The sequence below is a fragment of the Amorphoplanes digitatis genome (assembly GCF_014205335.1).
Taxonomy (GTDB): domain Bacteria; phylum Actinomycetota; class Actinomycetes; order Mycobacteriales; family Micromonosporaceae; genus Actinoplanes; species Actinoplanes digitatus.
This window is the reverse complement of the sequence record NZ_JACHNH010000001.1, coordinates 1,853,827-1,876,785: the sequence shown is the minus strand read 5'-3', so window position 1 is coordinate 1,876,785 and position 22,959 is coordinate 1,853,827. Positions and strand designations below refer to the sequence as shown.

Annotated in this window: 19 protein-coding genes; 6 read left to right on the top strand and 13 right to left on the bottom strand. The window is 74.5% G+C overall.

Annotation, left to right across the window (positions count from 1 at the left end; genetic code table 11):
* Window positions 1-102: 102 nt before the first annotated feature.
* On the bottom strand, window positions 103-1,434 hold the full coding sequence (locus BJ971_RS08490) for a hypothetical protein (RefSeq protein WP_184991375.1): 1,332 nt from the start codon (window positions 1,432-1,434) through the stop codon (window positions 103-105).
* Between the two features lie 188 nt (window positions 1,435-1,622).
* Between BJ971_RS08490 and BJ971_RS08485 the strand changes: the two genes are divergently transcribed.
* From BJ971_RS08485 to BJ971_RS08475, 3 genes are all read left to right on the top strand, one after another.
* Complete coding sequence (locus BJ971_RS08485; protein ID WP_184991373.1) at window positions 1,623-3,200, top strand: phospholipase D family protein; 1,578 nt, start codon at window positions 1,623-1,625, stop codon at window positions 3,198-3,200.
* A 70-nt stretch (window positions 3,201-3,270) separates the two neighbouring features.
* On the top strand, window positions 3,271-4,566 hold the full coding sequence (locus tag BJ971_RS08480; RefSeq protein ID WP_239087326.1) for a sensor histidine kinase: 1,296 nt from the start codon (window positions 3,271-3,273) through the stop codon (window positions 4,564-4,566).
* On the top strand, window positions 4,554-5,207 hold the full coding sequence (locus BJ971_RS08475; RefSeq protein ID WP_184991371.1) for a response regulator: 654 nt from the start codon (window positions 4,554-4,556) through the stop codon (window positions 5,205-5,207). Before BJ971_RS08480 ends, BJ971_RS08475 begins: the two co-directional genes overlap by 13 nt.
* Here BJ971_RS08475 and BJ971_RS08470 read toward each other — a convergent pair.
* Complete coding sequence (locus BJ971_RS08470) at window positions 5,204-6,301, bottom strand: methyltransferase domain-containing protein (RefSeq protein ID WP_184991369.1); 1,098 nt, start codon at window positions 6,299-6,301, stop codon at window positions 5,204-5,206. The two genes, BJ971_RS08475 and BJ971_RS08470, sit on opposite strands and share 4 nt — an antisense overlap.
* 70 nt (window positions 6,302-6,371) lie before the next feature.
* Here BJ971_RS08470 and BJ971_RS08465 point away from each other — a divergent pair, with 70 nt between their 5' ends.
* Complete coding sequence (locus BJ971_RS08465; RefSeq protein WP_184991367.1) at window positions 6,372-7,157, top strand: transglutaminase-like domain-containing protein; 786 nt, start codon at window positions 6,372-6,374, stop codon at window positions 7,155-7,157.
* Between the two features lie 7 nt (window positions 7,158-7,164).
* Here BJ971_RS08465 and BJ971_RS08460 read toward each other — a convergent pair whose 3' ends face one another.
* From BJ971_RS08460 to allB, 3 genes are all read right to left on the bottom strand, one after another.
* Window positions 7,165-7,755 (bottom strand): dihydrofolate reductase family protein, encoded by a 591-nt coding sequence (locus BJ971_RS08460; RefSeq protein WP_184991365.1) that lies wholly within the window; start codon window positions 7,753-7,755, stop codon window positions 7,165-7,167.
* Between the two features lie 67 nt (window positions 7,756-7,822).
* Entirely contained in the window at window positions 7,823-8,824 is a 1,002-nt protein-coding gene (alc, locus tag BJ971_RS08455; RefSeq protein WP_184991363.1) for an allantoicase, read from the bottom strand.
* Window positions 8,824-10,137, bottom strand: a complete 1,314-nt coding sequence (gene allB, locus BJ971_RS08450; RefSeq protein WP_184991361.1) for an allantoinase AllB — start codon at window positions 10,135-10,137, stop codon at window positions 8,824-8,826. Before allB ends, alc begins: the two co-directional genes overlap by 1 nt.
* Before the next feature lie 145 nt (window positions 10,138-10,282).
* Here allB and BJ971_RS08445 point away from each other — a divergent pair, with 145 nt between their 5' ends.
* A complete protein-coding gene (locus tag BJ971_RS08445) occupies window positions 10,283-10,813 on the top strand; it encodes a hypothetical protein (protein WP_184999368.1) in 531 nt (176 codons plus the stop codon).
* Here the strand turns inward: BJ971_RS08445 and BJ971_RS08440 are convergent.
* The 6 genes from BJ971_RS08440 to uraD all read right to left on the bottom strand — a co-directional run bounded on the left by BJ971_RS08440 (window position 10,810) and on the right by uraD (window position 17,333).
* The gene (locus BJ971_RS08440) at window positions 10,810-12,738 is read right to left on the bottom strand and encodes a HEAT repeat domain-containing protein (RefSeq protein ID WP_184991359.1); all 1,929 of its coding nucleotides are present in this window, start codon (window positions 12,736-12,738) and stop codon (window positions 10,810-10,812) included. The two genes, BJ971_RS08445 and BJ971_RS08440, sit on opposite strands and share 4 nt — an antisense overlap.
* Window positions 12,739-12,773: 35 nt before the next feature.
* On the bottom strand, window positions 12,774-13,922 hold the full coding sequence (locus tag BJ971_RS08435) for a DUF6986 family protein (protein ID WP_184991357.1): 1,149 nt from the start codon (window positions 13,920-13,922) through the stop codon (window positions 12,774-12,776).
* Between the two features lie 2 nt (window positions 13,923-13,924).
* The gene (gene aceB, locus BJ971_RS08430) at window positions 13,925-15,472 is read right to left on the bottom strand and encodes a malate synthase A (protein WP_184991355.1); all 1,548 of its coding nucleotides are present in this window, start codon (window positions 15,470-15,472) and stop codon (window positions 13,925-13,927) included.
* A gap of 138 nt (window positions 15,473-15,610) precedes the next feature.
* On the bottom strand, window positions 15,611-16,471 hold the full coding sequence (gene pucL / locus BJ971_RS08425; RefSeq protein WP_184991353.1) for a factor-independent urate hydroxylase: 861 nt from the start codon (window positions 16,469-16,471) through the stop codon (window positions 15,611-15,613).
* 3 nt (window positions 16,472-16,474) lie between these two features.
* Complete coding sequence (gene uraH / locus BJ971_RS08420; protein WP_184991351.1) at window positions 16,475-16,837, bottom strand: hydroxyisourate hydrolase; 363 nt, start codon at window positions 16,835-16,837, stop codon at window positions 16,475-16,477.
* Window positions 16,824-17,333 (bottom strand): 2-oxo-4-hydroxy-4-carboxy-5-ureidoimidazoline decarboxylase, encoded by a 510-nt coding sequence (uraD, locus tag BJ971_RS08415; protein ID WP_239087324.1) that lies wholly within the window; start codon window positions 17,331-17,333, stop codon window positions 16,824-16,826. Before uraD ends, uraH begins: the two co-directional genes overlap by 14 nt.
* A gap of 127 nt (window positions 17,334-17,460) precedes the next feature.
* On the opposite strand from uraD, the gene hrpB reads away from it, so the two are divergent.
* Window positions 17,461-19,953 (top strand): ATP-dependent helicase HrpB, encoded by a 2,493-nt coding sequence (gene hrpB / locus BJ971_RS08410; RefSeq protein ID WP_184991349.1) that lies wholly within the window; start codon window positions 17,461-17,463, stop codon window positions 19,951-19,953.
* Between the two features lie 27 nt (window positions 19,954-19,980).
* On the opposite strand, the gene BJ971_RS08405 is transcribed toward hrpB, so the two are convergent.
* Window positions 19,981-20,586 carry a cadmium resistance transporter gene (locus tag BJ971_RS08405; protein ID WP_203709196.1) on the bottom strand — a complete coding sequence of 202 codons (606 nt, stop codon included), beginning with the start codon at window positions 20,584-20,586 and terminating at the stop codon, window positions 19,981-19,983.
* A 7-nt stretch (window positions 20,587-20,593) separates the two neighbouring features.
* Window positions 20,594-22,933, bottom strand: coding sequence for a putative bifunctional diguanylate cyclase/phosphodiesterase (locus tag BJ971_RS08400; RefSeq protein WP_184998728.1), 2,340 nt, complete (start codon window positions 22,931-22,933; stop codon window positions 20,594-20,596).
* Window positions 22,934-22,959 lie beyond the last annotated feature (26 nt).

Below are 22,959 nucleotides of genomic sequence, written 5' to 3'. Positions count from 1 at the left end.
GTACACGCATTCGCGCACACGTACGTGGGCCGGCGATCACGGCGCCGCTAGCGGAAAGGCTAGCGGCGGCGGCCCGCGACCGGGATAGGGCGAACGACAGATTCAGTTCGGGAACGAGTCCGGGTCCAGCTCGCTCGTCTTCGCGTTGCCACCGAGCACCGGGGTGAGCGTGACCGACCAGATCGTGTACGCGACGGACGTCGTGGTGTATTTGAACGTGTCCTCGATCCTGCTGAACGAGCAGTCCCGGGTGAAGCCCTTCTTGTCCGCGTTCCAGTCCGCACCGGACGCTTTGTATATCCGGTAGGTCCCGTCCCGGACGCCCTTGACCGTGTAGCTGCCGCCGCCGCGGACGTAGACCGTGACGACCGGCTTCTTGCCCTTGGCCGGCACCAGGCTGATCGCGGCGTCGTCGTCACCATTCTTGATCTTCAGGTGGCCGCGGCCACCCGGGCCCGAGCGCTTGAGGATCTTGCCGGTCTTCAGGCGCCGGTTGGTCTCCTTCGGCGCCGCCGGCAGGAACTTGCCGAACGCGTAGCGCGGGTCGGCGACGGCGAGCTTCCGGGCGTCCTCGCGGACACCCTCGGCCCAGCCGGACTGGAGCATCGTGTTCCACGGCGAGGCGGCCGGGCAGTCCGGCTTCGCCGCGGCCGACTCCTCGATCATGTCGCCCATGCTGCCCAGTTCGAGCGTCAACTGCTCGTGCGCCGTCTCGGCGCCCGACGGCGCCTCGATCGCGCGCAGCTTCTCGGACTCGGCGCGGATGGTGCCCGCGGCGGCCGGGGCGGCCTTGGCGAAGGCCGCGTTGTCGGCGGTCTTGAGCGTGCCGAAGGCCGCGCCGATCGCCGTGTCGGCGGACGCCAGGGCCTGCACGTACTGCTCCGGGTTGACCGGGGTGGGTGCCGATGTCGTGGTCGAGGTGCCGCCGGTGCGCTTGCCGGCCCGGTCGTCGTCGCCGCCGCCGATCAAGCGGACCCCCGCGCAGCAGCCCAGCACCAGCACGACGGCGAGCGTGCCGCCGATCAGTGAGTTGCGCCGGGCGTTACCCGACGGGGCCTTCGGCGGCCCGGCGAACGTGTGCGGCTGGCCCGGGACCGGCTGACCGGGATAGGGCTGGCCCGGGTAGGGCTGACCTGGGTAGGGCTGGCCCGGGAACGGCTGGCCGGGAGGCGGGTAGCCCGGCGCGGGCGGGCCGGAGGCCGGGACGCCGGCGAAGGGCGGCGGCGGTGAGAACGGCGAGGAGACCCGGACGGTGACCGCCACGTTGCCGGCCGGGCCCTGCACCCAGACGACCGCGCCGTCGACGGTGCCCGGCGGCACCACGACGTTGAGCGGACCGTGGGTCGGCGACCAGACGACCTTGGTCGTGCCGGCGGCCGCCTCGGCCTGCGGGACCTCGATGATGGCGCTGCTGAAACCCGGATCCCCCGTCATGACGACGAGTATGGATGAGGCGATCGAGCCGCCGCTGCCCCCTATCCGTCACTCGGCGGCAACAGATCGGTATCGACCGCGGACCGGCGAGATCCGGCCCGGCTCCGTTCCGGGTGCGGCGGGCCGTGGGGCGGCTTACCGTGAGGCTACGACGACCCGGAAAGGCCGCGACCCGGAGAGGCTGCCCCGTGCCACTGGAGGACTGGTTCCTGTCCGCGGACGAGCGCGGCAACCCGGACTCCCGGATACCCGCCTGGTGCCCCGCGAACGCGGTCGAGCCGCTCATCCACGGCAGCGCGTACTTCGACCGGCTGGTGACCGAGGTGGAGGCGCTCGGCGACGGCGACCACCTGTTCTTCACCGACTGGCGGGGCGATCCGGACGAGAAGATGCGCGACGGCGGGCCGACCGTCGCCGCGCTGTTCGCCGCCGCGGCCCGGCGCGGCGTCGTGGTCAAGGGCCTGCTCTGGCGCTCGCATCTCGACAAGCTGGCCTACAGCGAGGAGGAGAACCGCAGCCTCGGCGAGGACATCGCGGCCGCCGGTGGGGAGGTGCTGCTCGACCAGCGGGTCCGGCGCGGTGGCTCACATCACCAGAAGCTTGTCGTCCTGCGGCACATCGGCGCGCCCGCGCGGGACGTCGCCTTCGCCGGCGGCATCGACCTGTGCCACAGCCGGCGCGACGACGCGAACCACCGCGGCGACCGCCAGCCGATCGCGATGGCCTCGGCGTACGGCGAGAATCCGCCCTGGCACGACGTGCAGCTGATGCTGCGCGGCCCGGTGGTCGGCGCGCTGGACCTGTCGTTCCGGGAGCGCTGGACCGACCGGGTGCCGCTCGACCAGCACGGCCCGGTCGCCACGGCGCTGGACAAGCTGCGCCACGCCGACCTGCACGCCGACCGCCTGCCGCCGCGGCCACCGGACCCGCCCGAGTGCGGCCCGCACGACATCCAGGTGCTGCGCACCTACCCGGCGATGCGGCCGCCGTACGGCTTCGCCCGGCTCGGCGAGCGGAGCGTCGCCCGCGGCTACACCAAGGCCATCAAGCGGGCACGCAGGCTGATCTACCTCGAGGACCAGTACCTGTGGTCGACGGAGGTCGCCCGGCTCTTCGCGGACGCGCTCAACGACAACCCGGAGCTGCACCTGGTCGCGGTGGTGCCCCGGCACCCGGACGTGGACGGCCGGTTCGCGCTGCCGCCCAACCAGGTCGGCCGCGAGCAGGCCATCGAGCTGTGCCGCCGGGCCGCGCCGGAGCGGGTGCACGTCTTCGACGTGGAGAACCGCGAGGGCACCCCGGTCTACGTGCACGCCAAGGTCTGCGTCGTCGACGACGTGTGGGCGAGCACCGGCAGCGACAACTTCAACCGTCGTTCGTGGACGCACGACAGCGAGCTCTCCTGTGCCGTGCTGGACCGCACCGCGGACGACCGGGCGCCGGCGGATCCGGCCGGGCTCGGCGACGGCGCCCGCACCTACGCCCGTGACCTGCGGCTCGCGCTGCTGCGCGAGCACCTGGACAGGGCCGACGACACGGACCTGGTCGACCCGGCCGCGGCGCTGCGGGTGATCGACGAGACCGCCGAGGCCGTACGGGAGTGGCACGACGGCGGGGAACGGGGACCGCGCCCACCGGGGCGGCTCGTGCCGCACCGCACGACGCGGCTGCCCTGGTACCAGCGATTCTGGGCGGTGCCGGCATACCGGTTGATATACGACCCGGACGGGCGGCCGTGGCGGGAGCGGCGTGCCGGCGGATGGTAGTGCCAGGCATACCCCGGAACTAGCCGTGGACGGCTGGGATCGACCGCCTCGTGCTGGCTACCGTGACGCCGTGTCAACAAACGAGGAACCCTGGCAGGCCCGCTACCTGCTCACCGCCGGTCCGTGGCGGGCGCTGGCCTACGTCATCACCACCTGCCCGTTCGCCGCGCTGACCGGGATGGCGGTGGGCACGCTGATCCTGCCGTGGCTGGTGGCCGTCCTGCGGCTGCACGACGGCCGGATGCTGGAGGGGCCGCTGCTGTTCCTGATGGTCACCGCCCTCGCCCTGTTCGCCGGGCTCGGCCCGCTGGTCGCGATCCCCCTGGCGGCGGTCGAGCGCGGCCGCCTGGCGCTCGTCGACCGGCGCCCGGTGCGCTCGGGGCACCGCGCCGCCGAGCCGAACCCGGTGAGCTGGCTGCGGCTGCGGTACACCGAGGCGGCCACCTGGCGTGAGGTGCTCTACGCCGTCATCCTCGGCCTGGTCGTCCCGGTCGTCTACGGCGTGTACGCGCTGCTGGCGCTCATCGACGTCGCCTGCGTCGTGAGCCCGCTGTTCGCGGCAACCGGCACCGACTCCTGGCAGTTCGGCGTGTTCACGGTGAACTCGACCGCCGAGGCGATCCCGCTGTCGATCTTCGGGCTGCTGTTCGTCCCGGTGCTCGCCCACCTGCTCGGGCTGATCTCGGCCGGCCAGGCGGCGACGGCCCGGGCCCTGCTCGGCGACCGGGACGGCGCCGCCCTGCGGGAGGTGGCGCAGTCGCGGGCCCGGCTGGCCGACGCGTTCGAGGCCGAGCGCCGCCGCATCGAACGGGACCTGCACGACGGCGCACAGCACCGGCTGACCAGCCTTACGCTGCAGATCGGCATGGCACGCCTCGACGTGCCGGAAGACTCGCCGGCGGCGGCACCGCTGGCGCGGGCCCACGACGAGGCGAAGGAGCTGATGGTGGTGCTGCGGGACCTGATTCACGGCATCCGGCCGCAGTCGCTGGCCGACCTGGGGCTGCCCGCCGCGCTGCGCGAGCTCGGCGGCCGGTCGCCGCTGCCGGTGACGGTCACGGTCGCGGACGGGATGACCCGCCCCGCGCCGCACGTCGAGGGCTGCGCCTACTTCGTGGCGTCCGAGGCGCTGGCCAACGTGGTCCGGCACAGCGGGGCGAACCGCGCCGACCTGCTGCTCGCGCAGACCGCCGGCATGCTGGTGCTGGAGGTCCGCGACGACGGCCACGGCGGCGCCGACCCGGCGGGCGGCACCGGCCTGACCGGGCTGGCCGACCGGGTGGCCGCGGTCGGCGGGCGGGTGCTGCTGGCCAGTCCCGAGGGCGGCCCGACGCTGATCCGGGCGGAGCTGCCGTGCCGCAGCTGACCCGGGTGGTGCTCGCCGAGGACGGTGTGCTGCTGCGCGAGGGCCTGACCGGGGTGCTGTCCCGCTTCGGCTTCGAGGTGGTTGCCGCGGTCGGCGACGGCCCGGCCCTGCTGGCCGCCGCCGCGGAACACCGGCCGGACCTGGTGATCACCGACATCCGGATGCCGCCCGGCAACACCGACGAGGGCCTGCGCGCGGCGGTCACCCTGCGCCGGGAGCGGCCCGGCCTCGCGGTCGTCGTGCTGAGCCAGTACGTGCAGGAGGAGTACGCGGGAGCCCTGCTGGACACCGGCGACGGGCTGCGGGTCGGCTACCTGCTCAAGGACCGCGTCGTCGACGTGCAGGACTTCGTGGCCGCCCTGCGCACCGTCCTCGGCGGCGGCACGGTCGTCGACCCGGAGGTGGTCCGCAGGCTGCTGCGCCGCACGCGGGACCCGCTGGCGGCGCTGTCCGCCCGCGAGCGCGAGGTGCTGGCGCTGGTCGCGGAGGGCCACTCGAACTCGGCGATCGCCGCGCGGCTCTTCGTGACGGAGGCGGCGGTCGGCAAGCACGTCGGCAGCATCCTGGCGAAGCTGGACCTGCCGCCGGCCGAGGACACCAACCGCCGCGTCCTGGCGGTCCTTGCCTACCTGCGCGGTTAGCCGCCCAGCGTCCAGGTCGCCGGCGCCCAGATCGGCGCCGATTCCTCGCCGGTGAGCCGCAGGCCGATCCGCCACGCCTGCATCGGCGGCCGCCCGGCCGCCTCCCAGCGGTCGACGATCTCCACCGCCAGCGCACCGTACTCCGCCGCCCGCGCTCCCCCGGCCAGCACCGAGCCGTCGGGCAGGATCGCCGCGCCGCCGGTGCCGGTCTCGTCCAGCAGCACCAGGCAGCTCTGGTCGCGTCCGCGCACCGCGGCGTGGGTGGCGCGCTCGCTCCACACCCCCGCCGCGTACCAGAGGTCGCGGTAGACGATCGTGTCCAGCGCGGCGCCCCAGCGCGGCGGCGCGACCTCGGCGACCTCGGCCAGCGCACCGGACGGCGCCGGCGCCGGATGCGAGCGGGGATGCCCCGCGGTGAGCGGCCCGGCGGCGCTCATGAAGCCGGACGGGCAGATCACCGTCGCGGTCACCGGGCCGACGGCCGGTCCACGGACCGCCAGGACGGGATGGGTGCCGGCGTGCTCGACCGGTGCCACCACGGGACCGGGCTGTGCCTGCTCCAGCCAGTGTGGAGAGATCCCGGCGACGCCGACGGTGACGATCACGCGGTCGAAGCGCTCGCCCGGCGCGCCCGCGTAGCCGTCGCCGGCCATCACCCGTACCCCGTCGATCCCCGCCGCGGCCAGCGCGGACCGGGCCCGGTCCGCGACGTCGGCCTGCACGTCCACGCTGGTGACGAGCGCGCCGAGGACGGTGAGCAGCGCGGCGTTGTAGCCGGTGCCGGCGCCGATCTCCAGGACCCGGTCGCCGGGGTGCACGTCCAGCGCGTCCAGCATGATGGCCATGAGTGAGGGCTGGCTGGACGAGCTGACCGGCGTGCCGCCGTCGACCTTGGTGATCAGCACGTCGTCGCGGTAGACGGCCTCGAGGAAGCCGGCCGAGCCGGGCCGGGCCCAGGACCCGTCGCGGCGCTGGAAACCGGTGGGCACGAACGACTCCCGCGCCACGGCGGCGAAGGCCGCGGCGAGCCGGGGCGTCAGCGGGGCGCCGTGGCGCTGGATCTGCTCCACGAAGCGTCGGCGCAGGTCGCTCACGCGTCCACGGTACGGCCGCGGCGCCCGCGGCGCTGTGCCGAGCCGGTTCGCTACGGATACCGTGGCGGCCATGACCCACTCCCAGGTCGGCGCGAGCCTCGGCTTCGACGTCACCGAGCCGGCCGAACTCGTCCTACGGATCGCCGCCGCCCGGCCGCTCGCCGAGACCCTCACGGTCACCGGCGGCGCCGGGACCGTCGATGTGGTGGAGCTGCCGGGCCGGCTGCACCTCGTCCGGGCGCCCCGCGGCCGGCTGACGGTGACGTACACGGCCGAGGTCGCCGCGTCCGGCACCGAGCCGGCCGGCGTCACCGAGGTCGAGCGGATCGTCGCGCTGCGGCCCAGCCGGTACTGCCCGTCCGACCGGCTGGGCGGCTTCGCGGCCGCCATGTTCGGCCGGGCCGGCGACGACACCGCCATCGTCCGGGCGATCACCACCTGGGTGTTCGAGCACCTGAGCTACGAGTCTGGCAGCAGCGGGCCGACCACCGACGCGGCGGAGACGCTGCTCGACGGGCGCGGGGTCTGCCGGGACTACGCACACCTCGTGGCGACGCTCTGCCGGGCGCTGAACGTGCCCGCCCGGGTCGCCGCGGTCTACGCGCCCGGACTGTCCCCGATGGACTTCCACCTGGTGGCCGAGGCGGCGCTGGACGGCCGCTGGACGGTGTGGGACGCGACCCGGCTCGCGCCCCGGCAGAGCCTGATCCGCATAGCCACCGGCCGCGACGCCGCCGACACCGCGCTGGAGACGACCCTGTCCGGCCTGCTGACCATGCCGGAGCTGCTCATCACCGCGGTGGCCGGCGGCGACCTACCGGCCGACGATCACGTCTCGCTCGCCGAGCTGGCGTAGGGGCCCGCTACTTGCGCACGCGGTAGGTCAGGTGCGTGACGCCGGTGCCCTCGACGACCAGCGGGTCCTCCAGGCGGACCGGGGTCTTCGACAGGCCGGAGAAGAACGGGATGCCCGCGCCGAGCAACACCGGCACCAGCGACACCACGATCGCGTCCAGCTCGCCCGCGTCGAGGTACTGCCGGGTCAGCGTCGGCGTCGAGACCGCGACGATCCGGTCGCCGGCGGCCCGCTTCGCGGCCTCCAGGGCGCGCAGCGCGTCGTCGTAGAACGTCGTCGTCGAGTCCGCGCGCGGCCAGCCCTCCGGGATCGAGTGGCTGACCACGAAGACCGGCGCGCCGACCGGATGGGTGCCGCCCCAGCCCTGCGACTGGTCGAAGTTGCGCCGGCCCGTGAGCAGGGCACCGACCGCACCCGAGAACGCCGGCCGCAGGTGCCCGGCGCTCGCCTCGGAGACCCGGAAGGTCAGGTGCTCGTTCACCGTCGGCACCTCGACGGGCCCGTTGCCGTACCAGCCGAACAGCTCGTCGACCTCGCCGAGCGGGCTCGCGATGAACCCGTCCAGCGACATCGACATCTCCGCGACCACCGTGGCCATGATCCTCAACTCCTTCACCGTGGATGTTTGATGCTTCACCCTGTGGTCGGAGCCGCCGGGCGGTTCTCTACGTCACCGCCTCGTACCGGGCCCGCAGGACCCCGGCGTCCGGGCGCCCGATCAGCCGCAGCCGGGCCATCCCGCCGTCCGGGAAGATGTCCAGCCGCACGTGGGTCGCGGTCGGAACCGCCGGGATCGGGAAGCGGTGCCGGGTGTCCGGCGAGAGCCGCACCTGGGGCAGCAGCTCGAACCAGTCGCCCGGTTCGTCGAGCAGCCCGGTCCGGGCGTCGATGCCGCGCAGCGTGGCGCTGCCGGGCGCGTTGCCCTTGAAGTGGCTGGTGTCCAGGTCGGCCAGCTCGATCACCGACGGCACGGCGAGCTGCACGAGCACCCAGTCGTTGCCGTCGTCGCGGCGCCGCGACGTCTCCCAGCCGTCGCCCATCGAGCCGGCCAGGCCGGGCAGGATGAGGTTCTGCGGGTGGCCGTAGAACATGTTGCTGCAACCGGCGATCCGGCCGCCGTGCTCGGCCGCGGCCACGTCGAAGACGCTCGGCAGCAGGTCCGGGTCGGGCACGACCTCGCCGTGCACCCGCAGCCGGGCCACCCCGCCGTCCGGGTAGATGTTCAGCCGCACGTGGGTGAACCGCTGCCGGGAGTCGACGTTGAACAGGTTGCGGCTGTCGCCGGCGAGCGCCGAGTGCGACACCAGCGGCACCCAGTGCGCCTCGGCGAGCTGGATCGGGTCGGGATAGCCCTGTAGCGCGGTGCCGTCGACCGAGGCGTGCGGCGGGAAGTTGCCGGTGAAGAACGCCGTGTCGATGTCGATGCCGTGCACGACGCCGGGCGCGCCGAGCCGGATGATCGCCGTGTCGTGGCCGGGTGTGCGGCGCCGCCGGGTCTCCCATCCGTCGTACACCTGGCCCTTGAGCCCGAAGGTCTTCGGCGCGAAGACCGGCGCGGCCGGCTCGACCAGGTGGTCGGCGGCGGCGAACAGCTCGTCGTTGGCGAACACCACGCCGCCGCCGAACGTCCGCGACGCCAGGTCGGGCAGGAGCGTGAACTCTTCCATCAGGAGACCTCCCGGGTCAGAAAGACGCCGCGGGGCGCGTCGCCGGTCACGGCCCGTCCGCGCAGCCAGGTCGTGCGCACCACGCCCGTCAGGACCTTGCCCGCGTACGGCGTGACGGGGTTGCGGTGGTGCAGCTCGGCGGGGTCGACGGTGAAGCTCGCCTCGGGGTCGAAGGCGACCAGGTCGGCGTCGGCGCCCACGGCGATCCGGCCCTTGCCGGTGAGCCCGACCAGGTCGGCGGGGCGCCGGGCCATCCAGTTCACCACGTCGGCGAGGGTGTACCCGCGGGCCCGTGCCGCGGTCCAGATCACCGGCAGGCCGAGCTGCACGGACGCGATGCCGCCCCAGGCCGCCGCGAAGTCGCCGGTCTCCCGGCGCTTGAGCTCGGGCGTGCAGGGCGAGTGGTCGCTGACGACGCAGGTGATGAGGCCGGCGGCGAGGGCGGCCCAGAGCCGGTCGGCGTTGGCCCGGTCGCGGATCGGCGGGCAGCACTTGAACTCGGTCGCGCCGGACGGGATCTCGGCGGCGTCCAGGGTCAGGTAGTGCGGGCAGGTCTCGGCGGTGACCCGCAGGCCGTCGGCCCGGGCCGCCTCGATCAGCGGCAGCGCGCCGGCCGCGGACAGGTGCAGGATGTGCACCCGGGCGCCCGCCACCCGGGCGGCCTCGATCGCGGTCGCGACCGCCGCGTGCTCGGCGTCCGGCGGCCGGGAGGCGAGGAAGTCCGCGTACGCCGGCGAGGACGCGGCGGTGTGCAGGTGATCGGGGTCCTCGGCGTGCACCACGAACTGCGCGTCGACCGCGGCGAGCGCCTCGCCCAGCTGGTCGGGGCTCAGCGGCGGGAACTCGGGGACGCCGGAGTCGGCGAGGAACGCCTTGAAGCCGTACACGCCTGCGGCGTGCAGGGCCGGCAGCGCGGCGGCGTTGCCGGGGATCGCGCCGCCCCAGAAGCCGACGTCGACGTGGATCCGGCCGCGCGCGGCGTCCTGTTTGACCGCCAGCGCGGCGGCGTCGACGGTCGGCGGCAGGCTGTTGAGCGGCATGTCCACGATGGCGGTCACCCCGCCCGCGGCCGCCGCCCGGGTCGCCGTGTCGAAGCCCTCCCACTCGGTGCGGCCGGGCTCGTTGACGTGCACGTGGGTGTCGACCAGCCCGGGCAGCAGGGCCAGCTCGCCCAGGTCGACGTCCTCGGCGGCCTCCAGGGTCGCGCCGTGGTCGTCGACCGCGACGATCCGGCCCCCGCTGATCGAGACCGCGGCGGGGCGCTCCCCGCCCGCGGCGACGACGCGGCGGGACCGCAGCACGAGATCGACCATGGGCCGAGCCTAACCGCCGCGCGTCGCCGGGCGGCCGGGTCGCAGGAAGCTGCCCCCACCGGCTGGCCGCGCTGTGGCACGATGCGCCAAGATCGTGGGCCGCAGGAGCGGTCCCGGCACGGACGAGGGCGGAGCACGAAGAGCCATGACCCGACGGATGGCCTCCCGGAGCGTGGCGCTGACCGCCGCGTTCCTCGCGCTCGCCGCCGGTGGCGCAGCCGCCTGCGACTCCGGGTACTCCGACGACTCGGACTTCGACGACAGCCCGACGTATACCTACAGCTCCGACTACGAAGGCTCGGGCTACGACAACTCCGGCTCCTCCGACTCCTCCGGCGGCGACGACGACGGCTACGTCGAGGAGTCCGGCGACGAGGAGCCGGCCGACGAGGTGTTCTACTGCGCCGACGAGGACGGGGCGATCGTCGACGAGGAGTACTGCGCGGACAACGATTGGAGCCCGTCGTACTTCCTCTGGCATTCGCCCGACTACACCAGAGGGCTGTCGCCGGGCGAGCAGCTGGACGGTGGCGACTACTTCCCGGCGAACGACGGCGCGGCCCGGCGCGCCTTCAAGCTGCCGTCGGCCGGCAAGGTGTCCAACGGCACCGTCAAGACCAACGTCGTCGGCCGCGGCAGCACCGGCTCCGGGCTCACCAGCTCGTCGGGCGGCTAGCCGCTCGCCTCCAGGGCCGTGCGGCACAGGCTCAGAAGTTCCTCGTCGTCGCGGACCGGGGTGAGGCATCGGCGGCGCTCTCGCAGCTCGGCCAGCAGCAGCGGCCGGGCCGGCGCCGCCGACGGTCCCATCCGCGCCAACACCTCGGCGGTCGCCCGGCGAGTGTCCGCGCTCTCCCGCCACCCGTACGCGAGCACGGGCAGGGTGTCCTCGGCGTCGCCGGCCGCGGACCACAGCGCGCGGGCGGCGTCCATCCGTACCCAGAAGTCCTCGTCCCGGAGCAGATCGCGCAGGTACGGCGCGAAGTCGGCCAGCGGGGCGCCCACCGCGGCGATGAGCGACGTCATGTCGCGCTTGCCGTACTGGTCGTCGCCGTACCTGTCGAGCACGTGCCGGGCCGCGCTGTCGTCGCCGCACACCCGCCAGATCGCGGTGGCGGCGAAGGCCGCCTCGATCCGGTGCCCGGTGCCGACGCTCTCCGTGAGCCGCTGCTCCGCCCGCCGCGCCGCCGGGCCGAAACCGCCCAGCGCCCGGATGGCGCCCCGGTCCAGCGGCTCGGCGAGCAGGTCGTCGGTGGTCGCGGCGGCGGCCGGACCGATCCGGATCAGCGCGCCGATCAGATCCGACCGGCGCTGGTCGGCGCCGGGCAGCTCCCGCCGGCGTCGCACGATCAGCGGGGCGAGGTCGGCGGCGCGGGCGCCGTACCGGCCCACCAGGGCGCCGATGCCGCGGGGCACCGCCTCCGTCTCGAGCACCCAGGCGAGCATGGGCAGCGCGCGTGGGTCGCCGGTGCCGGCCAGCGCGGACAGCGCCGGGCCGACGACGGCACCGGAGTCCGAGGCGATGACCCACGGCGCCTTGCCGTCCCGGGCGGAGTCCCGAACGATCCGGTCGGAGTCCGTCAGCGCGGCGACGAGCGCGTCGGCCGCGGGCGCCGCGTGTACGTCCATCATCCCGAGCGCCTGGTACGCCCCGGCCCGGGCGGCCGCGCGGCCGCGGGTCACCTCCTCGGCGACGAGCACGGCCAGCGGCGCGTAGTCGGCACGCCAGCAGTTGACCAGGTATCCCGCGGCGGGAACACCGCTCTCGCGGCGCCTGCGGTCGGGCGAGCGCAGCAGCGCGACCAGCAGGTCCATCCGCTGCCCGAGCCGGTCACCCATCGAGTTGCTCAGGCCGATGACCAGCTCGCCCAGGTCGGCCCGGCGCCGCCGCGGGCCGGTGCCGTGCTGTGCCAGCAGGGCGAGCGCGGTCTCCACCTCGACCGGCGGTCCGCCGTGTTCCGTCAGCGTGATCGCCTGTGTCAGCGCGGCGGCGCGTACCCCGTGGTCCGGGTCGTCGCGGAGCACCTCGGCGAGCCAGGTTCCGGTCGCGGCGCCGTCGCCCGCCCGGCGGGCGAGCTCCGCGGCCGCGGCGACGACGGCCGTGCGGACACCGGCGTCGGGCTCCTCGTCGAAGCGTTGCCGCAGCGCGGCGCGGGCCCCGGCGGGGCGGTCCCGGCAGGCGAGCAGCGCGGTGCAGGTCGCCGCGCGGACCGCCGGCTCGGGGTCGGTCAGCAGGTCGAGGAAGATCGGGTACGCCGCGCCGACCGCCGCGTTGGCCCGCGCCTCCCGCGGGGTCAGCGCACCGCCGTGTTCCGCGTTGCCGATGCCGGCCAGCAGCTCCACCACGGCGGCGCGTCCCGGAGGGCGCCGGTCGGCCACCACGCGCAGCAGGAACGGGACGGCGGCCAGCGTGCTGTCGTAGATGTCGCCCTGGTGGTGGACGGAGCCGTACATGAAGTCCAGGGCCGCCTCGCGCACGGCCGGATCGGTGTCGATGAGCCCGCGCAGGCCCGCCGGCACGTCGGTCGCGGCGCCGTACGCGTGGGTCATCGACTCCCACGCCACCTCGTCGAGACCGTCGAGAACATCCACGGATCCGGCCATGACACGCGATCATGCCATCCCCGCGCGGCACCCGGTCAGCGGAAGGCGGACAGCTCCTCGCGGGTGAAGCCGGCGTCGTCGAGCGCGCCGCAGTCCAGGCCGCGCAGCAGGAAGCCGGCCAGCGCCCGGGCCGTCGCCGGCTCGTCCAGGATGCCGCCCGACTGGCGGTCGAGATAGCGGCGCAGGCGCGTCGCGGCCGCGTCCGCGCCGTCGGCGAAGAACGCGTAGGTGGCTGCGAAGCGGGTCGGCAGCTGCGCCGGGTGCAGGTCCCAGCCCTGGTAGAAGCCGCGTTCCAGGGACCGGCGGACGAGCCGGTGGTGCAGCGCCCAGGCGTCGTGCACGGCCGCGTCCGTGCCGACCGGCAGGATGTTGGTCGAGCCGTCGGAGAGCCGCACCCCGGTGCCGGCCGCGGCGGCCTGGATGACCGCCTTGGCGTAGTCGGCGACCGGGTGGTCCATCGCCTGGTACGCCGCCGCCACCCCGGCCGCCGCGCTGTAGTCGTACGTGCCGTAGTGCAGGCCGGTGCAGCGGCCGTCGGCCGCCGTGATGAGCCGGGCCACCGTCGCGGTGCCGTCGGCGCCCAGCACCGCCGACGGCAGCTCGATCTGGATCTCGAAACGCAGCGTGCCGGCGCCCAGCCCGTACCCGCGCTCCAGCCGCTCGCAGAGCGAGACCATCGCCGCGACCTGGTCCGGGCCGCTGACCTTGGGCAGCGTGACGACGAACGGCTCCTGATACTGCGACAGGAACAGGTCGAGGGTGCGCAGCGCCCGGCGCCGGGTCGCGGCCTCCAGCGACTTGATCCGGATGCCGACGAACGGCGGCCGGGCGCCGTCGGCGAGCACGGCGACGGCCGCCTTGACCGCGGCGTCCTCCTGGTCGTCGTCGCGGACGCCGTAGCCGTCCTCGAAGTCGACGCGCAGATCCTCGATGGGCTCGGTGACGAGTTTGGCCCGGACCCGGTCGGCGAGCGCGGCCGGGAACGGCAGCGGCGGATGCTCGTCCAGCGCCGCCAGCGCGATCGCGCCCCAGTCCCGGAAGCCGGCGATGCGGTCGGCCGGTATGTAGACCGTGTGCACCGGTTGCCGGCCCGGGCGCTCGCCCGGGTACCGCGAGGCCAGGAACGCGTCGTGTGCGGCGAGCCGGCCGTCCAGGGCGGCGTAGTCGTCGTCACCGAGCCGCATCGTCAGTCGATCGAGTCGTAGGCGGCCGTCGTCAGGAAGTCCGCGAAGTCGTCGGCGAGGGCGACCCGCTCGAAGAGCTTGCGGGCGTCGTCGAAGCGGCTGCCCGCCCACGCCTGCTCGCCGAGCGCCTCACGGATCTTGGCGAGCTCCTCGTCCTCGATCCGCGCGACCAGGTCCGCGGTGATAGCGGTGCCGTCGTCGAGGCGTACCCCGTTGTGGATCCACTGCCAGACCTGGGAGCGGGAGATCTCCGCGGTGGCCGCGTCCTCCATCAGGTTGAAGATGGCGACCGCGCCGTTGCCGCGCAACCAGGCCTCCAGGTACTGGAGCGCCACCGAGACATTGCTCCGCAGGCCGGCCTCGGTCACCACCCCGCCGGTGGCGGCGACGTCGAGCAGTTGCGCGCCGTCGACGGCCACGTCGTCGCGCCGGCGGTCGAGCTGGTTGGGGCGATCGCCCAGCACCCGGTCGAAGATCTCCCGGCAGACCGGCACCAGGTCGGGGTGGGCGACCCAGGAGCCGTCGAAGCCGTCGCCGGCCTCCCGCTCCTTGTCCTCGCGGACCTTGGCGAGGGCGATCTCGTTGACCGCGGGGTCGCGGCGGCTCGGGATGAACGCGGCCATGCCGCCCATCGCGAAGGCGCCGCGCCGGTGGCAGGTCGAGACGAGCAGCTCGCTGTATGCCCGCATGAACGGCGCCGTCATCGTCACCGCGGCACGGTCCGGCAGCACCATCGCCGGGTTGTCCCGGAAGTACTTGATGATGCTGAACAGGTAGTCCCAGCGGCCGGCGTTGAGGCCCGAGATGTGCGGGCGCAGCGCGTGCAGGATCTCGTCCATCTCGAACGCGGCCGGGATCGTCTCGATGAGCACGGTGGCCCGGATCGTGCCGACCGGGATGCCGAGCGCCTCCTGCGCGTAGGTGAAGACGTCGTTCCAGAGCGCGGCCTCGCGGTGCGACTCCATCTTGGGCAGATAGAAGTACGGCCCGCTGCCGCGGCTGAGCAGCTCGGCGGCGTTGTGGAAGAAGTAGAGCCCGAAGTCGACGAGCGCGCCGACCGCCGGCTCGCCGTCGACCGGCAGGTGCCGCTCGTCGAGGTGCCAGCCGCGCGGGCGCATCACGATGGTCGGGTAGGGCCCGCCGCCGAGCTCGTAGGTCTTCGCCGGCGTCTCCAGGGAGATGGTGCGCCGGATCGCGTCGTAGAGGTTCTGCTGGCCGTCCACCACGTTCGCCCAGTGCGGGGTGTTCGCGTCCTCGAGGTCGGCGAGCCACACCTTGGCGCCGGAGTTGAGCGCGTTGATGGTCATCTTGCGCTCGGTCGGTCCCGTGATCTCCACCCGCCGGTCCGTGAGGTCGGCCGGCGCGGCGGGCACCGTCCAGTCACCGGCCCGGATGTCGGCGGTCTCGGGCAGGAACCCGAGCGTGCCGCCGGCGGCGATCTCGGCACGGCGGGCGGCGCGGGCAGCGAGCAGCTCGTTGCGGCGCGGCCGGAATCGCCGGTTAAGATCGGCGACGAACGCCACGGCCTCGTCGGACAGAATTTCGGTCACGGTCTGCGACTCCCCTCGATACGCGAATCTCCGGTTACCGTATCGGCCCCAGGGTGTTCCGCACCTTACGGACTTTCACTATCCTTTTGCGGCTGGAAAGTTCTGCGATTCTTCCCGCCGTTGGCGCTGTGTAAACGATCACAGATACCACTCCATCGCGGCCGGCGGCACGTCGTCCCTGGTCACCGTCCCCTCGATGAGGCCGTACGGCCGGTCGCCGGCGATGAACACCTCATTCGGGTTCTCCAGCTCGAACGGGGACAGATCAACCAGGTAATGGTGCTTGTTGGGCAGCGCGAGCCGGATCTCGGCGATCTCGGACCGGCTGTCCAGCACCCGGGAACCCATCGAGAACAGCGTCTGTTGCAGCGAGTAGCTGTAGGTATTGACGAAGGCGTTGACCATCGCGTCCTTCGCGCCCTCGAACGACTCGTCCCAGTCGGCGGCCGTCGACCGGTGCCGCCAGCGGGCGTCGACCGCGGTGGACAGGATCCGCTCGGTGGTCTCCGGCAGCGTCGTGTACCTGTCGCGCGGGTAGCCGTGGAACTCCGAGGCGGTCGAGTTGAGCAGCACCAGGTCCTTCAGCCCGGACACCACCTGCTCACCGGCCGGCGAGACGATGACCGTCGCCGTCCGGACGAAGTCGCCGGCCCGCCGGAACGAGTGCGGGCCCAGCCGCTCCCAGCCGAACGACTCCAGGCCGACCACCGCGCCGGTGACCTGCGGCTGGGTGGCGACGAAGTGCCGGGCGAGCAGCAGCCCGAACTCCTCGGGCGAGCCGACGCCGTGCTCGCGGGCGAACGCGTACACGGTGTTCTTCATCGTGTCGGTGGGCAGCACGCCGGCGTTGTCGCCGGTCAGGTGGGTCGCCGCGAGCTCGCCGGAAAGCGCCACGCTCACGTTCAGGTCGATCAGAGCGTGGGTGTCGCCGGCCCGGGTCACGCGGACCAGCCGTGTCTCCGCCTTGCCGTAGCGGTTGCTACCCAACACGATCGCCACGCGTCAGCTCCCTCGGTAGGTGGTGTAGCCGTAGCGGCTCAGCAGCAGCGGCACGTGGTAGTGCCGCTCGGGATCGTGCACGTGGAACGCGACGGTGATCTCCGGGAAGAACGCGTCACCGCCGAGGTAGGGCTCCACGTAGAAGACGAGCCGGTAGCCGCCCGCCTGCCAGTCGTGCAGGGGCACCCGGTGCAGCAGGCGGCCGTCGTCGTCGGTGCGGCCCTCCGCGATCTGCCGCCAGCCGTCGGAGTCGCGCCGCTCCAGCCGCACGTGCACGTCGCGGGCCGGATCGCCGGTCACCGTGTCCAAGATGTGCGTGGAGATCCTGGCGTGGGTCCGCGCCGCCGTCCCGTCAGTCGAGGGCATCCAACAGCCTCTCCAGCCGCAGCAGGGCGATCTTGCGAAGCTCGCCGGCGACGACGGCCCGCTCGGTCTCCTCGTCGTTGCCGATCCGCGCCAGCGCCGCCGCCAGGATCTCCTCCTGCGTCCGCCCGCTCGCGAAGATCAGGAACACGTGGCCGAACCTGTCCTCATAGGCGTGATTCGCGGCGGTCAATGCGGCCCGGGTCTCGTCGTCCGCGCTGCTCGCGGCCGCCGACTGCTCCCGCCGCGACCAGGCAGCCTCCTTCGAGTCGCCCTGCGCACGCTCCCCGATCCGCGGATGCGCGGAGAGCCCCAGCAGGACCTCGTCCCAGCTCAGGTCGCGCGCGGCCGCGTCGGCCGCGGCCATGGCGGCGGCCCTTGACGGGTACGGGCGCCGCGCGACGACCGCCCGGCCCCAGGCGGGTGCGGCGCACACGGCGAGCAGATCCGCCTCGAGCTTCTCGGCGGGCAGGGAGTTGAGAACGTCGATCCGGTCCACCGCTCACCCCCTGTTTTCCGAACGGTCAGTCAAGCAGTCCGCCATCCGATCTTGCACTGCTTTCCGCAAATTAACACGGCCGGTACGCGCCGCCGGCCGGTCCACCCCGGTGCGCGAGACTTGTCCGGTGCTCATCGCCACGGGATCCCTGCCCGACCTGCCGATCCGGGCCGTGCTGCCGGCCGTGGGGGCCGCACTCGCGGACGCCGGCGCGGCGGTGCTCGTCGCGCCGCCCGGCACCGGCAAGACGACGCTGGTCCCGCTCGCCCTGGCCGGGCCGGAGGCGGCCGGCAAGGTCGTGGTGGCGGAGCCGCGCCGGGTCGCGGCCCGGGCGGCGGCCCGCCGGATGGCGGCGCTGCTCGGCGAGCAGGTCGGCGGCCGGGTCGGCTACACGGTCCGCGGCGACCGGCGGGTCACCGCCGAGACCCGCGTCGAGGTCGTGACCACCGGCGTCCTGGTACGCCGGCTGCAACGCGACCCGGAGCTGGCCGGGACGGCGGTCGTGATCCTGGACGAGTGCCACGAGCGCCACCTCGACACCGACCTCGCCCTGGCCTTCCTGATCGAGGTCCGCGCGGCGCTGCGGGACGACCTGCGGGTCCTGGCGACCTCGGCGACGGCCGAGTCGCACCGCCTGTCGGAGATCCTGGGCGGCGCGCCGGTCATCGAGGCGAAGGCGGCCCTGCACCCGGTGGACGTCCACTGGTGCCCGCCGCCGCAGCCCGTCGCGCCGCCGCACGGCCTGCGCGTCGACCCGAGGCTGCTCGACCACGTGGCCGCAACCGTCCGCCGGGCCCTGGCCGACGGCGACGGCGACGTCCTGGTCTTCCTGCCGGGCGCCCGGGAGATCGAGACGGTCGCGTCCCGCCTGCGCGGCGGCGATGCCGAGGTGGTGACCCTGCACGGCCGGCAGTCGGGGTCCGCACAGGACGCCGCGCTGCGGCCCAGCCCGGTACGCCGGGTGGTGCTGGCCACCGCGGTCGCGGAGAGCAGCCTTACCGTTCCCGGCGTCCGCGCGGTGGTCGACGCCGGCCTGAGCCGGGTGCCCCGGATGGACCACGGCCGGGGCCTCGGCGCCCTCGTCACGATCGCGGTGTCCCGCGCCTCGGCGACGCAGCGGGCCGGCCGCGCGGGCCGGGAGGCGCCGGGCCGGGTGTACCGCTGCTGGTCGCAGGCGCAGCACGACCGGCTGCCGGCCCAGCCCGAGCCGGAGGTGGCGGCGGCCGACCTGACCGGCTTCGCGCTGGACCTGGCGCTGTGGGGCCACCCGGACGGCAGCGGCCTGCGCCTGCCGGACGCGCCGCCGGCCGGCGCGATGCAGGCCGCGACGGGCACCCTGCGGGCGCTCGGCGCCACCGACGCGCAGGGCCGGATCACCGCACGCGGCCGGGCGCTGGCGGACGCGGGCCTGCACCCCCGCCTCGCCCGCGCCCTGCTCGACGGCGCGCCGGTGGTCGGCGCCCGGCGGGCCGCCGAGGTCGTGGCGCTGCTGGACGCCGACCGGACGGCCGACGATCTCGTCGCGGCCTGGCGCCGTGCCCGCTCCGACGACGACGGCGGCTGGCGCGCGGAGGTCCGCCGCCTCACCGCGGCGATCACCCGCAACCCGGACCCGGAGGCCGGGCCCGGCGGGCGCGGGCGGCTGCCGGACGACCTGGCGGCGGGGCTGATCATCGGCCTCGCGTACCCCGAGCGGGTCGCCCGGGCCCGCGAGCCCGGCGGGAGCGCGTACCTGATGGCGGGCGGGACCGCCGCGGAGCTCGGCGGCGGCAGCGGCCTTGCGGGCACGCCCTGGCTGGCGGTCGCGGACGCGGACCGGGCGCCCGGCGCCCGCACCGCCCGGATCCGCAGCGCCGCGCCGCTGGACGAGGCGAGCGCCCGCGAGGCCGCGGCCACCCTGCGCGAGACCGGCGACCAGATCGGCTGGATCGACGGCGACGTGGTCGCCCGGCGCGTCGACCGGCTCGGCGCGATCGTCCTGAGTGAACGCCGGATCGACCGCCCGGACCCCGCCGACGTGCACGCGGCCGTCGTCGACGGCCTGCGCCGCGAGGGCCTCGGCCTGCTCACCTGGTCGCGGGCGGCGACCGAGCTGCGGGAGCGCCTGGCGTTCGCGCACGCCGCGCTCGGCGAGCCCTGGCCGGCCGTCGACGACGACGCCCTGCTCGCCGGCCTCGACGACTGGCTGCCGCTCGGCCCGGTCCGCCGCCGCGCCGACCTGGCGCGGATCGACACCGCCACGGCGCTGCGCCGCCTGCTGCCCTGGTCGGTGGCCGGGCGGCTGGACGAGGTGGCGCCGGAGCGGCTGCCGGTGCCCAGCGGCTCGAAGGTGCGGGTCGACTACGCCGACCCGGCGGCACCGGTCCTGGCCGTCAAGGTGCAGGAGACCTTCGGCTGGCGGGAGGCGCCCCGGCTCGCCGACGGCCGCATCCCGGTCCTGCTGCACCTGCTCTCGCCCGCCGGCCGCCCGGTCGCGGTGACCCGGGACCTGGCGTCCTTCTGGTCGACCGGCTATCCCCAGGTCCGTGCGGAGCTGCGCGGGCGCTATCCCCGGCACCCGTGGCCGGAGGACCCGACCACCGCCGAACCGACCCGCCGCGCCAACCGCCGCTCGTCCTGACCGGGCCGCCCGGCCCGCGGGCGCCGGTCACAGCCCGAAGGCGCCGCCCTCGATCAGGATGACCAGGCCGATCGCGATGAGGACGACCGGCAGGATGAGATGGCCCCAGCGCGACAGGGTCTTCGCTACCGGCGGCCGGGTGGCGAGGAACCAGCCCGCCGCGCACCACACCGCGACGCCGATCAGGAAGACGGTCGCGTAGACGGTCATCCCGGCGATCCCGGCGACGGCGAACACCGGCACGTACACGCCGATGTTGTCGCCACCGTTGGCGAACGTCACGGCGGCGACCTGCCAGACGCCCGGTCCCGCCGCGTCGCCGGGCTCCCGCGCCCCGTCGTCGTCCGGCTCGTGCCGTTCGCGCCATACCGTCCACGCCGCCCGGATGCCGAGCAGCAGCGGCAGCAGGCCCAGATAGGGAATCGCGGCGTCGGGGAGCAGCCCGGCGCCGAGGGCGCCGAGGACGGAGGCCGCGAGGATGGCGAGGAAGCCCGCGTACTGGCCGATCACGATCCGCCGGGCGGCCGCGTGGTGGCCGGCGGTCCGGCCGAAGTACACCGCGAGCAGCAACATGTCGTCGATGTTGGTCACCGCGAACATGACGGCCGCCTGGCCGAGCACGGACAGCTCCACGGGCGTCCTAGGAGGCCAGGTGGGTGCCCGTGGGCGCCGGCTGCGTGGGGATCATCGCGGTCAGCCGGTGCAGCGGTCCCGGCTGGCCGAGCAGGTAGCCCTGGCCGAAGTCGCAGCCCAGCGCCGCCAGCGCCCGGGCCTGCGCGGGCGTCTCGATGCCCTCGGCGACCACCGCGATGTTCAGCTCGGCGCAGATCGCCAGCACCGAGCGGCACAGCGCGCCCGCACGCTCCGGCGAGACGTCCACGTCGGTGAGCGTCGAGTCCAGCTTGACGATGTCGACCGGCAGCGAGTGCAGCTGGGCCAGCGCGTTGTAGCCGCTGCCGAAGTCGTCGAGCGCCACCCGCACCCCGCGCCGGCGCAGCCGCTCCGCGACCTCCACCGCCCGCGGCATGTCCGGGATGCGGCGGGTCTCGGTGATCTCCACGACGAGCCGGGACGGCGGGACCGAGTGCCGTTGCAGCGCCCGGTCCACCGCCTCCTCCAGCCCGTGCTGGCCCAGCCGGGCGGCGGACACGTTGACGTGCATGTCGATCGGCCGGCCGTAGGTCTCCGCAAGCGCCGCGGCGTCGGCGCAGGCCCGGTCGAGCACGAAGTCGTCGATCGCCGCGACCAGGCCGGTCCGCTCGGCGACCGTCACGAAGACGTCCGGATCCACCAGACCGGCCACCGGGTCCGTCCAGCGCGCCAGCGCCTCGACCGCGACGACCGCGCCGTCCGCCAGGCACACGATCGGCTGGTAGTGCACCTCGAAGCCGGCCTGCGCCGGGTCGCCCGACAACGCCCGGGCCAGCAGGTGCGGCAGGTCGGCGTTGGGCCCGCCGTCGGCGCCGCCGGAGTACCGCGCGAGCGCGTTCTTGCCGCGCCGCTTGCTCACGTACATCGCGGCGTCGGCCCGGCGCAGCAGGGCGTCGGCGGACAGGTCGGCGTCGCCCGGATCGGAGAGCACCAGGCCGAGGCTGGCGCTGATCCCGACGGTGTGCCCGTCGATCACGAACGGCTCGCGGAGCGCCGCGAGGATGCGCTGCGCCGCCGGCTCGGCCTCGTCCGCGGGCCGCTCGAGCAGCGCCGCGAACTCGTCGCCGCCGAGGCGGGCGACCAGATCGTCCGCGCCGACGCAGGCGACGAGCCGGTCGCCGATCGCGCGCAGCAGCCGGTCGCCCATCGCGTGACCGAAGCTGTCGTTGATGAGCTTGAAGTCGTCCAGGTCGGCGAAGAGCAGGGCGACGGGCACGCCGGTGTCGCGGTGGTCCGCCAGCGCCAGCACCAGCCGCTCGCGGAACAGCGCGCGGTTGGCCAAGCCGGTCAGCGGATCGTGGTACGCCTGGTGGTGCAGCCGCTGCTGGCCCTCGGAGATCCGGGCGAGCAGCACCGTGTTGTCCACGATCGTGAACATCTGCCGGGCCACGACCAGGCCGAGCCCGAGCCAGCCCAGGTACGCCTCGTACGAGGTCAGCTGCCCGCCCGCCCCGGTGCGCACCGCGATGACCACGCCGGTGGCGACCACCGGCAGGTACGGCAGCAGCAGGTGCAGCCAGTCCGCCTCGGCCCGGTCGAGGGTCGGGCCGGCGGTGAGGCCCGGGTTGCTCAGCGCCGCGAGCGTGAGCAGCACCGGTCCGAGCAGGTAGCCGGCGGACTCGACCGGCGACAGCGCCCCGGTGCTCAGGTGCAGCAGCCTCAGCGTGTCGGAGACCCCGAAGGCCAGCAGCGCCAGGCACATCAGCCGCAGCGGCACCCGCCCGGCCAGCGACGTCGGCCGGGTGGTCAGCAGCAGCGCGACCATGACGGCCAGCCAGAGGTCGGCGATCGGGTACGCCGCCGCGGTGCCGGCCACCCAGGGGCTCGCCCACACCTCGTCGAGGATGCGGCCGGGCAGCGCCGACCAGAGCAGGGCCAGCAGCGAGCCGGCGACCAGCAGGCTGTCGATGACCAGCACCATCCGGTCCCGGCGCAGCGACGCCTGCGCGGGCCGAGGCAGCGCCATCGAGCCGGCGATCAGGGCCAGGAACATGAAGAACGGCAGGGTCAGGAAACCGACGTCGGCGGGCGTGGCCGCCGGGCCCCGGTCGGGATCGATGAGGTCATGGATCACGAACCAGAGCCGGGTGCCGGCCCACGTGGCCAGGCCCGCGCCGATCAGCAGCCGCCAGTGCCGGCGGGGACCGGACCGCCTGCGGCCCGCGACGACGCAGACGACGGCCGCGACGGCGCCGAGGACGAACTGGGCGGCGTCGTTGAAGAGCCGCTGGCCGGGGCCGGCGGGAACCGCGTACGCGCCGGTCGCCGTGACGGCGGCGACGAGCACCAGCGTCACGGCTGACCGTGCCGACAGCCGTTCCGTCGTCATCACCACCCGCAGCAGAGCCGCGGCTG

Bases quoted from the DNA above. Each gene is read 5' to 3' on its own strand.
- allB (WP_184991361.1), bottom strand. From the start codon at position 10,137: ATGGTCGATCTCGTGCTGCGGTCCCGCCGCGTCGTCGCCGCGGGCGGG.
- BJ971_RS08435 (WP_184991357.1), bottom strand. From the start codon at position 13,922: ATGCGGCTCGGTGACGACGACTACGCCGCCCTGGACGGCCGGCTCGCC.
- BJ971_RS08440 (WP_184991359.1), bottom strand. From the start codon at position 12,738: ATGGCCGGATCCGTGGATGTTCTCGACGGTCTCGACGAGGTGGCGTGG.
- BJ971_RS08465 (WP_184991367.1), top strand. From the start codon at position 6,372: ATGACCCACTCCCAGGTCGGCGCGAGCCTCGGCTTCGACGTCACCGAG.
- alc (WP_184991363.1), bottom strand. From the start codon at position 8,824: ATGGAAGAGTTCACGCTCCTGCCCGACCTGGCGTCGCGGACGTTCGGC.
- BJ971_RS08400 (WP_184998728.1), bottom strand. From the start codon at position 22,933: ATGACGACGGAACGGCTGTCGGCACGGTCAGCCGTGACGCTGGTGCTC.
- BJ971_RS08460 (WP_184991365.1), bottom strand. From the start codon at position 7,755: ATGGCCACGGTGGTCGCGGAGATGTCGATGTCGCTGGACGGGTTCATC.
- uraH (WP_184991351.1), bottom strand. From the start codon at position 16,837: ATGCCCTCGACTGACGGGACGGCGGCGCGGACCCACGCCAGGATCTCC.
- BJ971_RS08445 (WP_184999368.1), top strand. From the start codon at position 10,283: ATGACCCGACGGATGGCCTCCCGGAGCGTGGCGCTGACCGCCGCGTTC.
- BJ971_RS08490 (WP_184991375.1), bottom strand. From the start codon at position 1,434: ATGACGGGGGATCCGGGTTTCAGCAGCGCCATCATCGAGGTCCCGCAG.